Source organism: Methylobacterium sp. 275MFSha3.1 (genome assembly GCF_900108435.1).
In the GTDB taxonomy this organism is placed as follows: Bacteria; Pseudomonadota; Alphaproteobacteria; order Rhizobiales; family Beijerinckiaceae; genus Methylobacterium.
Window position 1 is genome coordinate 161,849 of the sequence record NZ_FNWP01000008.1, and the last position, 13,727, is coordinate 175,575.

Annotated in this window: 11 protein-coding genes; 3 read left to right on the forward strand and 8 right to left on the reverse strand. The window is 70.3% G+C overall.

Annotation, left to right across the window (positions count from 1 at the left end):
* Positions 1-126 precede the first annotated feature (126 nt).
* From BLW78_RS11540 to BLW78_RS11575, 8 genes are all read right to left on the reverse strand, one after another.
* Positions 127-1,098, reverse strand: a complete 972-nt coding sequence (locus BLW78_RS11540) for an HpcH/HpaI aldolase/citrate lyase family protein (RefSeq protein ID WP_091679616.1) — start codon at positions 1,096-1,098, stop codon at positions 127-129.
* 187 nt (positions 1,099-1,285) lie between these two features.
* The gene (locus tag BLW78_RS11545) at positions 1,286-4,036 is read right to left on the reverse strand and encodes a phosphoenolpyruvate carboxylase (protein ID WP_056525893.1); all 2,751 of its coding nucleotides are present in this window, start codon (positions 4,034-4,036) and stop codon (positions 1,286-1,288) included.
* A gap of 166 nt (positions 4,037-4,202) precedes the next feature.
* Positions 4,203-5,093, reverse strand: coding sequence for a succinate--CoA ligase subunit alpha (gene sucD / locus BLW78_RS11550; protein ID WP_010687110.1), 891 nt, complete (start codon positions 5,091-5,093; stop codon positions 4,203-4,205).
* Between the two features lie 16 nt (positions 5,094-5,109).
* Entirely contained in the window at positions 5,110-6,288 is a 1,179-nt protein-coding gene (locus BLW78_RS11555) for a malate--CoA ligase subunit beta (RefSeq protein ID WP_020092653.1), read from the reverse strand.
* Between the two features lie 399 nt (positions 6,289-6,687).
* Positions 6,688-7,329, reverse strand: coding sequence for a methenyltetrahydrofolate cyclohydrolase (fchA, locus tag BLW78_RS11560; protein WP_020092654.1), 642 nt, complete (start codon positions 7,327-7,329; stop codon positions 6,688-6,690).
* 10 nt (positions 7,330-7,339) lie between these two features.
* Positions 7,340-8,203: an NADP-dependent methylenetetrahydromethanopterin/methylenetetrahydrofolate dehydrogenase gene (locus BLW78_RS11565; RefSeq protein ID WP_042673897.1), complete on the reverse strand. Its 864-nt coding sequence runs from the start codon at positions 8,201-8,203 to the stop codon at positions 7,340-7,342.
* 160 nt (positions 8,204-8,363) lie between these two features.
* Entirely contained in the window at positions 8,364-9,305 is a 942-nt protein-coding gene (locus BLW78_RS11570) for a D-2-hydroxyacid dehydrogenase (protein ID WP_091679618.1), read from the reverse strand.
* A gap of 103 nt (positions 9,306-9,408) precedes the next feature.
* Positions 9,409-10,617 carry an aminotransferase class V-fold PLP-dependent enzyme gene (locus BLW78_RS11575; RefSeq protein WP_091679620.1) on the reverse strand — a complete coding sequence of 403 codons (1,209 nt, stop codon included), beginning with the start codon at positions 10,615-10,617 and terminating at the stop codon, positions 9,409-9,411.
* Positions 10,618-11,136: 519 nt separating this feature from the next.
* Between BLW78_RS11575 and BLW78_RS11580 the strand changes: the two genes are divergently transcribed.
* Genes BLW78_RS11580 through BLW78_RS11590 form a run of 3 tightly spaced genes read left to right on the forward strand, consistent with a single transcriptional unit; the run spans position 11,137 to position 13,722 of the window.
* Positions 11,137-11,952, forward strand: a complete 816-nt coding sequence (locus BLW78_RS11580; protein WP_020092658.1) for a UDP-2,3-diacylglucosamine diphosphatase — start codon at positions 11,137-11,139, stop codon at positions 11,950-11,952.
* 10 nt (positions 11,953-11,962) lie between these two features.
* On the forward strand, positions 11,963-13,009 hold the full coding sequence (locus tag BLW78_RS11585) for a glycosyltransferase family 4 protein (protein WP_091679623.1): 1,047 nt from the start codon (positions 11,963-11,965) through the stop codon (positions 13,007-13,009).
* Between the two features lie 38 nt (positions 13,010-13,047).
* Positions 13,048-13,722: a ribonuclease HII gene (locus BLW78_RS11590; protein ID WP_091679626.1), complete on the forward strand. Its 675-nt coding sequence runs from the start codon at positions 13,048-13,050 to the stop codon at positions 13,720-13,722.
* Positions 13,723-13,727 lie beyond the last annotated feature (5 nt).

Below are 13,727 nucleotides of genomic sequence, written 5' to 3' on the forward strand. Positions count from 1 at the left end.
GCAGCGACACGCATGTCGCCGTAGCCGCGACCCTGGATTGCTTCGCTGCGCTCGCAACGACGAGACGTTCCTCGCAGTGCGGAGGGCGGATCCCGGCCCTGTGCCGGGATCCGCCCGGGGGCTGCCTCAGCCCTTCATGGCGTTCGCCTTCTCGATCAGCGCCTCGGCCATGCGGATCGAGGCGATGTCGATGAGGCGGCCGTCCAGGGAGACGGCGCCGCGGCCGGCCTTGGCGGCCTCTTCCATGGCCTCGAGGATGCGGCGCGCCTTGGTGACCTCGGCCTCCGACGGGGTGAACACCTCGTTGGCGAGCTCGATCTGGCTCGGGTGGATCGCCCACTTGCCCTCGAAGCCGAGAGCGGCGCAGCGGCGGGCCGCCGAGCGGTAGCCGTCCGGATCCGAGAAGTCGCCGAACGGTCCGTCGATCGGGCGCAGTCCGTAGGCGCGGCAGGCGACCAGCATGCGGTTCTGGGCGAACAGCCACGGATCCTGCCAGTGGGTCTGGCGGCCGCCGGACTCGTCCTTGTCGGTGAGCACCGAGAAGTCGGGGTTCACGCCGCCGATGACGGTGGATCGGGCGCGGGTCGAGGCGGCGTAGTCGGCGACGCCGAAGGACATCGCCTCCAGCCGCTTCGACGACTGGGCGATCGCCTCGACGTTGGCCATGCCGAGGGCCGTCTCGATCAGCACCTCGAAGCCGATCTGCTTCTCGCGCTTCTTGGCCTGCTCGATCTGGGTGACCAGCACGTCGATGGCGTAGACGTCGGCCGGCACGCCGACCTTGGGGATCAGCACCATGTCGAGCCGCGGGCAGGCTTCGACGATGTCGACCACGTCGCGGTACATGTAGTGGGTGTCGAGACCGTTGATGCGGATCATCATGGTCTTGTTGCCCCAATCCAGGTCGTTCAGCGCCTGGATGATGTTGGTGCGGGCCTTCTCCTTGTCGTCCGGGGCAACCGCGTCCTCGAGATCGAGGAAGATCACGTCCGCCGCCGAGGAGGCCGACTTCTCCATGAAGGTCGGGTTGGAGCCGGGCACGGCGAGTTCGGAGCGGTGCAGGCGCGGCTTGGCCTGCTGGATCAGGGTGAAGCTCATCTTGGGTTCTCTCTCCTGGTGACGGTTCTGGTGCCGTTGCGGGATGCGGTCCCGTTCATCGGCGGCAAATGGCGCGCGCGTGGACCGCTGACAGGGCGCGGCTGCACGAATGGACCGGGTCCCCGGTACGGGATCGAGGCACGGGTCCCGTCTCCCGCGCGGGAGAGGGAGCCCGCTGGACCCTCCCCTATCCGGTCGCCCCGAAGCCGACCGCGATGCAGTTGATGGACAGGAGCAGGGCCGACTTCACCGCCTCGCGCCGGTCCTCGTCGGTCTCGGCGCGGTAGCGGGCGAGCAGCTCGACCTGCTCGCGGCTGACCTGGTTGATCGTCGGGAGCCGGCCCTTCAGGCGGTCCCGGAACAGGGGGAAGCGCTCGGCCAGCTCCGTGCCGCCGCTCACCCGCAGCACCATCTCGCGGGTGAGCGCGTACTCGGCCTCGATCATCGAGAAGATCCGGTCCCGGACGCCCGCGTCCTGGACGAGGCCCGCGTAGGCGCGGGCGATGTCGAGATCGACCATCATCAGCGTCTTCTCGACCTCGTCGAGGACGAGGCGGAGGATGCGGGACTCGTTGAACAGCCGCTTGAGGGTCGCCTCGCCGTCGCGGCCGCGCACGTCGATGAAGCTCGCCAGCCCCGAGCCGACGCCGTACCAGCCGGTGATCACGTGCCGGTTCTGCGACCACGCGAACACCCAGGGGATCGCGCGGAGGTCCGAGAGCGAGCGCGCGCCGAAGCGGCGGGCCGGACGCGAGCCGATGTTGAGCAGGGAGATCTCGTCCAGCGGGCTCGCCGCCTGGAAGTAATCGACCAGGCCGTCGGTCTGGAGCAGCTGGACGTAGGCCGCCCGCGAGGCCCCGGCGAGCGCCTCGAGGGCGTCGTCGTGGCCGGGGCCCGCCCGCTCGCCGTCGCCGGCGAGCGCGTGCTCGAACACCGAGGCCGCCAGCAGCTCCATCTGGTAGGCGGCCGTGCCGCGGTTGGCGTACTTGAACGAGACGACCTCGCCCTGCTCGGTGGTCCGGAACCGGCCGCGGATGGAGCCCGGCGGCTGGGCCATGATGCCCTTCTGGGTCGGCACGCCGCCGCGGCTCACCGAGCCGCCGCGCCCGTGGAAGAAGGCGATCCCGACGCCGAGCTCCTCGCCGAGCCGGGTCAGCTTGCTCTGCGCCTTGTAGAGTTCCCAGTTGGCGGCGACGAAGCCGCCGTCCTTGTTGGAGTCGGAGTAGCCGATCATCACCTCCTGCACGCCGCCCTGCCAGCGGGTGGAGCGGCGGACCACCGGCACGTTGAGCAGCGCCCGCATGATCGCCGGGGCGGCACGCAGGTCGTCGATGGTCTCGAACAGGGGCACGATCGGCAGCGGGCAGATCTCCGTGCCGGCGGCGTCGAGGAACACCCCCGCTTCCTTGGCCAGCAGGTACGCGCCGAGCACGTCCTCCACCGAGCGGGTCATCGACAGCACGAAGGCGCCGAACGCCTCGCGGTCGAGGGCCTCGCGCATCTCGGCGACGAGGGCGAAGGTGGCGAGCGTCTCGCGGGCGGCGTCGGGCAGGTCCTCGAAGGACCGCTCGGGATCGCGCGGCCGGGCGAGCTCCGTGTCGAGCCACTGGCGCCACGCGGCCGAGCCGAGGGCCGGCGGCTCGCCGTCGCCGTTGCGCTGGCGCCAGAGGGCGTGGAGCGTGTCGGTGGTCCGGGTCGTGTTCTCGCGCAGGTCGAGGCGGACCGTCGAGAAGCGGAAGATCTCCACCATCCGCCGCACCGGGCGGACGAGATCGCGCGCCAGCGCCCCGCACTTGGCCTCGGTCAGGCCGCGCTCCAGGGTGCGCAGGTCCTCGATCAGCCCGTCCGCGCTCGCGTAGTCGGGGCCGGACGGGTGCTCGCCCTCGTTGCGGGCGATCGTCGCCTCGATCTTGCGCAGGACGCAGGAGAGGTACTGGCGATAGGGCTCGCCCGGGTTGCGCCGGGTGATGGCGCGGGCCTGGCCGCTCTCGGCGAGATTCCGGTCGAGTTCCGCGCGGAAGCTCTCGGGCAGCGGCAGCGAGCGCTCGGTGAGCGAGAGGGTCCGCCCCAGCTCGCGGACGCCGTCGCGGTAGCGCGTGAGCGAGGCGAGCGCGTTCCGGTGCAGAGTCTGCCGGGTGACGGCCGCCGTGACGTAGGGGTTGCCGTCCCGGTCGCCGCCGATCCAGGAGCCGAACTGGAAGAACGGCGGCACTCTGAACTCGGTGCCCGGATAGGTCTCGGCCAGCGCCTCGTGGAGGGTCTCCAGGGTCTCGGGCAGCATCTCGAACAGGGTCTCGTCGAAGAAGTGCAGCCCCCAGGCCACTTCCCGCTCGACGGTCGCCTTCTCCAGGTGCAGCTCGCCCGTCATCCAGACCAGCTCGATCTGGTCGCGCAGCTCGTTCATGAGCCCGTTGCGCTCACGGTCGGTCCAGCGCGGCATCTCCAGCTCGCGCAGCACGAGGTAGATCCGGCGGAACTTCTCCAGCACCGTCACCCGCTTGCCCTCGGTCGGGTGGGCGGTGAGCGTCGGGCGGATGCGCAGGTCGCTCAGCAGCGCCTGGATTTTTTCAGGGGGCACCCCCTGTTTGCGCGCGTCGGAAAAAACCTTGGCGAAGGAGCCGCCGAGCGCGGCCCGCCCCTCCGTGCGCTCCACGTGCCGGCGTCGGCGCATCGCGGCGTTCTGCTCGGCGATGGAGATCAGCTGGAACCAGATGCCCTGCACCTGCAGCGCGCGCGCCAGCATCTGCGGCGAGAAGCGCGAGATGTCGGCCGTCCCGTGCAGGACCGCCTCCAGGTCGGGGTCGTGCCGGCGGGCGACGTCGAGCAGCGCCTGGAACAGGATGTCCAGCGCCTGTTCCGACGACGTGCCGACGATCACCGGCGGCGCGAAGGCCGTGGCATCGACGAGACCGGGGGTTGCGTGAAGGGTGCGGGTCATGGAGCCACCTCGTGGCGCACGGTCTTTCTCGAGGATGTTCAGCGCGATGCGCCGTCACCTCCGGGAGGGAGGCGCGCATCGGCCGGTGCCCAGCGCGACGCGCGCCCTCTCCCGCTCGGGAGAGAGGACCCGCGCCGCGTTCCGGGCGTAAGGCGGGCCGGCCGCGCTACGCGGCCCGGGCCAGCACGTCGGCCACCGTCTGCCCGAAGGAGCCCGGATCCGGCGCCACCGTCAGCCCGTAGGAGCGCATGATCTCGGCCTTCTCGGCGGCGCTGTCGCCGGCCGCCGAGATGATCGCGCCGGCATGGCCCATGCGGCGACCCTTCGGGGCGGTCAGCCCGGCCACGAAGCCGATCACCGGCTTCGACATGTTCTCGCGGATCCAGGCCGAGGCCTCGGCCTCCTGCGGGCCGCCGATCTCGCCGATCATCAGGACCGCGTCGGTGTCCGGGTCGGTCTCGAACAGGGCGAGGTGGTCGAGGAAGGACGAGCCGTTGATCGGGTCGCCGCCGATGCCCACCGAGGTCGAAATCCCGAGCCCGAGTTCCTTGAGTTGCGAGGCGGCCTCGTAGCCCAGCGTCCCGGAGCGGGAGATCACCCCGACATTGCCCGGAAGGTAGATGTGGCCGGGCATGATGCCGAGCATCGCCTTGCCGGGCGAGATGATGCCGGCGCAGTTCGGGCCGACCACCATGGTCCGCTTCTCTTTGGGGTAGCGGTACAGGTAGCGCTTCACCCGCATCATGTCCTGGGCCGGGATGCCGTCGGTGATCGAGCAGACCAGCCGCAGGCCGGCATCGGCCGCCTCCATGATGGCGTCCGCCGCGAAGGGGGGCGCCACGAAGGTGATCGACGTGGTGGCGCCGGTCGCCGCCACCGCCTCCTTGACGGTGTTGAACACCGGCAGGCCCAGATGGGTGCGCCCGCCCTTGCCCGGGGTGACGCCGCCGACGACGTTCGTGCCGTAATCCAGCATCTCCTTGGCGTGGAAGGTGCCCTTGTCGCCCGTGATGCCCTGGACGATGATCGGGGTGGTCTCGTCGATGAGGATGCTCATGGCGCGGTCTCCCCTCTCAGTGCTGCGTCTTGGCGGCGGAGCAGGCGTCGACCGCCTTCTTGGCCGCCTCAGCCAGCGTGTCGGCGGTGATGAGGTCGAGGCCGCTCTCGGCCAGGATCTTCTTGCCGGCCTCGACGTTCGTGCCGGCGAGCCGGACCACGAGCGGCACATCGATCTTCACCTCGCGGGCGGCCTGGACGACGCCCTCGGCGACCCAGTCGCAGCGGTTGATGCCGGCGAAGATGTTGACCAGGATCGCCTTCACGTTGCGGTCCGAGAGTACGAGCCGGAAGGCCGTGGCGACCCGCTCCGGAGACGCGCCGCCGCCGACGTCCAGAAAGTTCGCCGGCTCGCCGCCCGCGTGCTTGATCATGTCCATGGTGGCCATGGCGAGGCCCGCGCCGTTGACGATGCAGCCGATCTCGCCCTCGAGGCCGATGTAGCTGAGGTTGTGCTCGGCGGCCTGCGCCTCGCGGGGATCGCCCTGGGACGGGTCGTGCATGTCGGCGATGCCCGGCCGGCGGAACATCGCGTTGTCGTCGAAGCTCATCTTGGCGTCGAGCGCCAGCACCCGGTCGTCCTTGGTGACGACGAGCGGGTTGATCTCCAGCATGGTGCCGTCGCAGTCGCGGAACGCCCGGTAGGCGTTCATGATCGTCTTCACCGCGGCCGAGACCTGCTTGATGTTGAGCCCGAGCTGGAAGGCGATCTCCCGCGCCTGGAACTGCTGCAGGCCGACCGCCGGCTCGACCACCACCTGGATGAGCGAGTCGGGCTCCTTGGCGGCGATCTCCTCGATGTCCATGCCGCCGCGCTGGCTGGCGATGACCCGGACGCGCTCGGCCTTCCGGTCCAGCACGTAGCCGAGGTAGAGCTCGCGCTCGAACGGGTCGGCGGTCTCGACGTAGACCCGCTGCACCGGCTTGCCCTCGGGGCCGGTCTGGTGGGTGACGAGGCGCTTGCCGAGGAGGTCCTTGGCGGCGTCGCGGACCTCGTTGTAGGTCCGGCACAGCTTGATGCCGCCGGCCTTGCCGCGGGCCCCGGCGTGGATCTGCGCCTTCACGGCCCAGAACGAGCCGCCGAGCTCTGTGGCCGCGTAGACCGCCTGATCCGGGCTGAAGGCGATCGCGCCTTTCGGGACGGCCACGCCGAAGCTCGCGAGCAGCTCCTTGGCCTGATACTCGTGGACGTCCATTCGGCGCCTCCTCCGCGGTTCGTTGCCGCCGTTGACGCCCTCTACTTTAGTTGAGTCGAAAGATTACGCCCGTCAAATTTTTTAAGCTCCTGATTGACCGCGACTTTTTCGCGGTCGCAGCACAGATCGTATTTCATATTGCAACGCAGCATACAGGAAAACAGCGAGGCCGGGAGCACGATGCACCCGGCCTCGACTGTTGAATCGCTACAAAGTACGTCGGAACGCTTCGTTCAGGACGCTCTGTCCGTCATCGCGAGCGCAGCGAAGCGACCCAGGGCAGCGCGACGCCTGCGAGGGTGGCGCCGACTGGATTGCCTCACTCGCTTGCAGAGACGGCGGCGTCGACGGGGCCGACCGGGCACGCTGAGACGCGCGGTGCTGACCCAAGTCGCCGGTTCAGTTCACCTTGTCCTTGACGACCGCGTAGACCTTCTCGGTGAGTGCGCCGGCCTCGCCGAGCAGATCCTCCAGCTCCTTCAGCCGCTCCTCGGCGAACGCGCGGTCCTCGAGACCCTTGGCGTTCACGTAGACGTTCAGCGCCGCGCTGCGCAGGCCGGCATAGGCGGAGAGCACCGCCACGCCGGCATCCGACACGACGTTGAGGTTGCCCTTGTCGGCGGTGATGGCCGCGAGGTCGATCACCGCGCGGCAGGCCCGGCAGCAGGCGAGCGGCACGTCGCAGGCGGTCTTGAGCGCCGCCTGGATCTTCTCGGCGCGGGCTGCCTTCTCGTCGTCGGTGTTCTTGGGCAGGCCGTAGGCGCCCATGACGGCGTCGAAGGCCTGGACGTCCTCGCCGATCATGCCGGTGAGCACGACCCGCAGGCCCTCGGACTTGGCCAGGACCTCCTTCAGCTCGGCCTCGACCTCGACGTACTTCTTCTTGCCGATGGTGAGGTTGCAGACCATCGACACCAGGGCCGCGCCCATGGCGCCGGAGATCGCCGCCGCGCCGCCCCCCCCGGGGGTGGGGGCAGCGCTCGCCAGCTCCGTCAGGAATTTCTCGATGCTGTCGGTCTCGGGGCGATGCGTCTCGGTCACCGGCGCCTCCTCAGGCCATCGTCTTGGCGAGGGCGTAGATCTCCTCGGCGTCGAGCACCTTGTCGGTGCTCTCGAAGAGCTGGCCGACGCAGGCCCGGTGCAGCTTGAGCTTCAGGCCGCCGATGCCCAGCGCCCCGAAGGCCTGCTTGCCGTTGCGCTCCTTGCCCTTGTCCATCACGTCGATGCCGCCGATGCCCGTCGGGGGCTGGGCGTTGTAGTCGGCGACGAACTCGATCGACGATTCCTGCGCCCAGGCGGCTTCCGGCAGCAGCTCGACGCCGATGGCGCCGGCCGTGAACACGAGGTTCGTGCCCTTCACCAGGGCGACGCGGGAGGCCTCGTCGGGGGTGGCGGCGGCCTTCACGTTGACCTTGAAGCGCGTGTTGATCTGGTCCGCGGCGGCCTGGGTCTTGTCGAGGGCGCGGCCCGCGATGGTGACCTCGGCGCCCTCGCCGGCGAGCAGAGCGGCCGAGCGCATGCCGACCGGGCCGGTGCCCGCCAGCACGACGGCCTTCTTGCCCTGGAGCGAGCCCGCGGCCTTGGCCACCAGCGCGACGCCCGCGGCGGCCGTGGTGTTGGAGCCGTTGGAATCGAGCATCACCGAGACCCGGAACGGGCCGAAGAACCGCTTCTTGACGGCGGTGAACAGCGCCTCGCCCGCCGCCATGCTGCCGCCGCCGACGAAGATCGCCGTCGACTTCTTCTCGGAGCCGCCGCGGGTGTAGATCGTGCCGTCGACCAGGGCGCCGACATTGTCGGGATTCACGCCGCCGTAGCCGGTGATGTGGTCGGCGCCGCCGTCGTAGCCGACGACCGTGTCGAACACGTTCGGCACGGCATCGGTGTCGAACAGGAACAGCAGCTTCTTCGTCACGTTTCGGACCTTTCTGTCGCGCCCTGCGGCGCTATCGTCTTGCTTTCATAGGGCGGTCGCACCGAGCGACCCATTCGCGTCGTCGTCCGCCCGAGCTGTCAGTTCGCTTATTCGGCGCGGCGCGCCCTCTCTCCCGTGCGGGAGAAGAGGCCTGTCGCGCCTACTCGACCACGTTCTGCGGCTTGCCCGCCACGAAGGCCTCGACGTTGTCGACGAGCTGGTCGGCCAGGATCTGCATCGCCTCCTTGCTCGCCCAGGCGACGTGCGGCGTGACGATCAGGTTCGGCAGGTCGGCCTCGCACAGGATGTTGCCGTCCTTGGGCGGTTCCTGCGCCACCACGTCGAAGCCGGCGCCCGCGATGGTGCCGTCCTTGAGCGCTTCGAGAAGGGCCGCCTCGTCCACGAGGCCGCCGCGGGCCGTGTTGATGAGGATGGCACTCTTCTTCATCTTCTTGAGCTCGGCGGCGCCGATCATCCCCTTGGTGTCGGGGGTCAGCGGCACGTGCAGCGTGATCACGTCGGACTGCGTCAGGATCGTCTCGAAATCGACCAGCCCGTCCTGCGGGAACACGTCGTAGGCGATGACCTTCATGCCCAGCGCCTCGGCGCGCTTGGCGATCGACTTGCCCAGCGCCCCGTAGCCGACGATGCCGAGCGTCGAGCCGGCGATGTCGTAGATCGGGTAGTCGAAGTAGCAGAACTGCTTGGACTTCGCCCAGTCGCCGCGCCGCACCGAGTTGGCGTAGGGCACGATCGCCCGGCGCAGGGCGAACATCAGCCCGACCACGTGCTCCGGCACGGTGTTGAACGCGTAGTTGCGGATGTTGACGACCGTGACCCCCTGGGCCTTGGCCTGGGCCTTGTCGACCACGTCGGTGCCGGTGGCGGCGACCGCGATCAGCTTCAGGTCGGGGAGCTGCTTCAGCGTCTCGGCCCGCATCGGGACCTTGTTGATCAGCGCGATCTCCGCGCCCTGGAGGCGGGAGACGATCTCCTCCGGCGTCCAGGTCGACTCGTGCTCGACGTATTCGTGGGGGAAATTGAACGGTCGGACCCTGGCATCGAGGGATTCACGATCCAGGAACACGATCTTCTTGGTCATAGGACCCCTCTCGTACGACGGGCGGTTTCCTCGATAGTCTTGTTCTTACTTGCGCGTCGGGGCGGGCCCGGCAACCCGGTCCCGCCCCGATCGCGGGCGCAGATCACGCCTTATGCAGCGGATTCTCGCGCAGGTAGCTGGAGGCGGCGGCGACGCCCGAGCCCGGCGTGACCTTGATGCCGCAATCGAGCATGGCCATCTCGGCGCCCGCGATGGCACCCAGCAGCGACAGCTCGTTCAGGTCGCCCAGGTGGCCGATGCGGAACACCTTGCCGGCGACTTTCGACAGGCCGGCGCCGAGCGAGAGGTTGTAGCGCTCGTAGGCGTGGGTGATCACCTTGGCGGCGTCGGCGCCCTCCGGCACCACGATCGCCGTGACCGTGTCGGAGTTCCACTTCGGCTCCTTGGCGCAGGGCTTGAGGCCCCAGGCCGCGACCGCCTGGCGGGTCGCCTCACCGAGCACGTGATGGCGGTGGTAGACGTTCTCCAGCCCCTCCTCCTTCACGATCTCCAGGGCCTCGCGGAGGCCGTAGAGCAGCGGCAGGACGGGGGTGTAGGGGAAGTAGCCGGTGGCGTTGGCGGCCAGCTGGTCCTTCCAGGCGAAGTAGGCGTGGCCGAGCCGGTCGTTGCGGCCGGTGCCGCCCTCGGCGATCTTGAGCGCCTTCGGGCTGATGCAGATCAGGCCGAGGCCGGCCGGCAGCATGAAGCCCTTCTGGGAGCCCGCGATGGCGCAGTCGACCTTCCAGTCGTCCATGTAGAACGGCAGCGAGCCGATCGACGAGATGCCGTCCACGAACAGCAGGGCCGGGTGGCCGGCGGCGTCGATCGCCTTGCGCACCGCGCCGATGTCGCTGGTGACGCCCGTGGCGGTCTCGTTGTGGACGACCATCACGGCCTTGATCTTATGGTCCTTGTCGGCGCGCAGGGCCTCCTCGATCTTCTGCGGATCGGCGCCGGTGCCCCACTCCTCCTCCTGGACGACCACGTCGAGGCCGAGGCGCTGGGCCATGTCGACCCAGAGGTGGCTGAACTGGCCGTAGCGCGAGGTCAGCACCGTGTCGCCGCGGCAGAGGGTGTTGGACAGGGCCGATTCCCAGATGCCGGTGCCCGAGGACGGGAACAGGATGACCGTCCCGGCGGTCGAGCCGAACACCATCTTGGAGTCCTGCAGGAGCGGCTTCACCAGCTCGGGGAAGCTCGGCGAGCGGTGATCCTCCGACGGCACGTGCATGGCGCGCAGGACGCGCTCCGGGATGTTGGTGGGGCCCGGGATGAAGAGGTGGTTGCGACCGGGGCGCCGGGTTGCGGCCATGATGTTTCCTCCGAAAAGTCCATTGCGCGCGGGCGTGAACCCGCGCCGGGTTGTCCAAGCGTCCTCAGGGAGTCGGTCCGGCGCCGTCGAGAGCGGCTCGCGCCGCACCCCCTCGAACGCCATCCTCTGCCGTGATCGGGGGGTCTCCGCGGAGCGGCAGGCGGCCTCACGCCGCTCGCGTCGCGGCGCGCCCCCGCGCGCCGGTCGCCTCCGAATTGCCGTCCCGTCCAACGGCTCCAGGGCCGTCCTCGCCGCCTTCCTGTCAAGGTCCGGCCGTGCTCGTGCCGAGCGGCCGGTTCTTGGTATTATGAGGCGGTGAAGCTCGAAAGGAAAACCGGAAAAACTTCCGGAACTTGCCAAAAAAATTTTTTGTGCGCCGCAACGAAGTCGTGCTCCGGTTGAGAGGCTTCGCGGCACCGCACACCGAAGTCTTTCCGCCCCGGCGGAACCCGCGTCATCAAACTGAGATCGGATCGCGCTCTGGATCCCGGCACCGTTCAGCCGCCGGGAGAGGATGCCGTGGCCGAGGTTGAGGAGATGCCGGTCCGCGTGCGGACGCTGTTCCTGTCCGACCTGCATCTCGGCACGCGCGGCTGCCAGGCCGGCCTGCTGCTGTCGTTCCTGAAGGACTACGACGCCGACACGATCTACCTCGTCGGCGACATCGTGGACGGCTGGCAGCTCCGCTCGGGCTGGTACTGGCCGCAGGAGCACAACGACGTGGTGCAGAAGCTCCTGCGCAAGGTCCGCAAGGGCGCGCGGATCGTCTACCTGCCCGGCAACCACGACGAGTTCCTGCGCGACTACGTGGGCACGAGCTTCGGCGGCATCGAGCTGGCCGAGACCGCGATCCACGAGGCGGCGGACGGCAAGCGCTACCTCGTCATCCACGGCGACCAGTTCGACATGGTCGTGCGCCACTCGCCGTGGCTCGCCCATCTGGGCGACGGCGCCTACACGCTGGCGCTCTCCCTCAACACGCTGATCAACAAGGTGCGGCGGCGTCTGGGCCTGTCCTACTGGTCGCTGTCGGCCTGGGCGAAGCTGCGCGTGAAGAACGCCGTGAGCTTCATCGGCCGCTTCGAGACGATCCTGGCCGAGGAGGCCCGCCGCCAGGGCGCCGACGGGGTGATCTGCGGCCACATCCACCACGCCGCGGACCGGCCGATCGGTGACCTGCGCTACCTCAACACCGGCGACTGGGTGGAATCCTGCACCGGGCTCGTGGAGCACTACGACGGCCGCATCGAGGTGCTGCACTACCCGAGCCTCCTGCGGGCGCGGGAGGCCGAGGTCGTGCCGCAGCCCCTGCCGGGCCGGCGCGCGGTGGCTTGAGGGCGCCGCCGTGAAGCTCCTGATCGCCAGCGACGCGTGGCACCCCCAGGTGAACGGCGTCGTGCGCTCCCTCGAGCAGATGGTCCGGCGCGCGCCGGAGCACGGCTTCGCCACGACGCTGCTGTCCGTGGCGGATTTCCGCTCGCTGCCGCTGCCGGGCTACCCGGAGATCCGCCTCGCCTATGCCGGGCGCGAGCGGGTGGCGGCGCGCTGGCGGGCCGAGCGGCCGAGCCACGTGCACATCGCCACGGAGGGGCCGGTCGGCCTCGCGGCGCGCCGGCACTGCCTCGCCCACGACCTGCCCTTCACGACGAGCTACCACACGCGCTTCCCGGAATACCTCGCCGCCCGCGCGCCGGTGCCGGAGGCGTGGTCCTACGCGTACCTGCGCCGGTTCCACGGCGCCGCCCGCGGGACGATGGTCAGCACCGCCTCGCTCCAGGGCGAGCTCGCGGCGCGGGGCTTCGGCCGGCTGATGCGCTGGACCCGGGGCGTGGACACGGAACGATTCCGGCCGGCCGAGCCCGGGACGCCCCGGCCGGCGGAACTCGCCGGCCTGCCGGGGCCGCTGTTCCTCTACGTCGGGCGACTGGCGGTGGAGAAGAACGTCGCGGCCTTCCTCGCCCTCGACCTGCCCGGCACCAAGGTGGTGGTCGGCGACGGTCCGGACCGCGCGCGGCTGCAGGCCCTCGCGCCGGCGGCGCACTTCCTCGGCACCCGCACCGGCGCGGACCTCTCGGCGGTCTACGCGGCCTGCGACGTCTTCGTCTTCCCGAGCCTCACCGACACGTTCGGCATCGTGCTCCTGGAGGCGCTGGCCAGCGGGCTCCCGGTGGCGGCCTTCCCGGTGCCGGGTCCGAACGACGTCGTCGGCGGCACGCGGGTCGGCGTGCTCGACCCGGATCTGCGGGTCGCCGCGCTGGCGGCCCTGCGCCTGTCGCGCGCCGAGTGCCGGGCCGAGGCCCTGCGCCGCGGCTGGGACGTGAGCGCTCGGCAGTTCTTCGGCAACATCGTCGAGGCGCATGGCGGCGCCCGGAGCACCCGCGACGCCGCCTGACGCGTGACGGCGTCCGCGCGGAATGGCAGGAGGGCGCGATGCCGCCCGCCAAGCCGCCAGTCAGATCGCCAGTCAGATCGCCCGCCGGACCGGCCGGGTCCGCCAGAGCCCGCCCCCCAGTCGCCGGACCGTTCGACCCCGCCCGGGCCGCCGCGTATCCGGCGGCGATCGGCTGCGACGAGGTCGGGCGCGGCGCGCTCTGCGGACCCGTGGTGGTGGCCGCGGTCTGGTTCGATCCGGCGGTGATCCCGGCCGACCTGCTCGCGGCCCTCGACGACAGCAAGCGCGTCCCCGAGCCCGTGCGCGACCGGCTGGCCCCCCTGATCCGCGCCCACGCGCGGGTCGCGGTGGCGGCGGGGTCGCGCGCCCTGATCGACCGGATCAACATCCGCGGCGCGACCCTCGACGCCATGGCGCGGGCGGTGGCGCGGCTCGGCCTCGCCGCGCCCGTGCTGGTCGACGGGCGCGACGCCCTGCCGGGCTTGCCCGGCCGCGCCGTCGTCGGCGGCGACCACTTGGTGCCCCAGATCGCCGCCGCGTCGATCGTCGCCAAGGTGCTCCGGGACCAGCTGATGCGGCGGCTCGCCCGGCGCCATCCCGGCTACGGCTGGGAGCGCAATGTCGGCTACGGGACGGCCGTCCACCGCGCCGGCCTGACGCAGCTCGGGCGCAGCCCCCACCACCGGCTCAGCTTCACCCGCGGCTTCGACTGAGCCGG

Excerpts from the sequence above, each read along its gene's own strand:
- BLW78_RS11540 (WP_091679616.1), bottom strand. The coding sequence starts at position 1,098 with ATGAGCTTCACCCTGATCCAGCAGGCCAAGCCGCGCCTGCACCGCTCC.
- sucD (WP_010687110.1), bottom strand. The coding sequence starts at position 5,093 with ATGAGCATCCTCATCGACGAGACCACCCCGATCATCGTCCAGGGCATC.
- BLW78_RS11575 (WP_091679620.1), bottom strand. The coding sequence starts at position 10,617 with ATGGCCGCAACCCGGCGCCCCGGTCGCAACCACCTCTTCATCCCGGGC.
- BLW78_RS11570 (WP_091679618.1), bottom strand. The coding sequence starts at position 9,305 with ATGACCAAGAAGATCGTGTTCCTGGATCGTGAATCCCTCGATGCCAGG.
- BLW78_RS11545 (WP_056525893.1), bottom strand. The coding sequence starts at position 4,036 with ATGACCCGCACCCTTCACGCAACCCCCGGTCTCGTCGATGCCACGGCC.
- BLW78_RS11555 (WP_020092653.1), bottom strand. The coding sequence starts at position 6,288 with ATGGACGTCCACGAGTATCAGGCCAAGGAGCTGCTCGCGAGCTTCGGC.
- BLW78_RS11590 (WP_091679626.1), top strand. The coding sequence starts at position 13,048 with ATGCCGCCCGCCAAGCCGCCAGTCAGATCGCCAGTCAGATCGCCCGCC.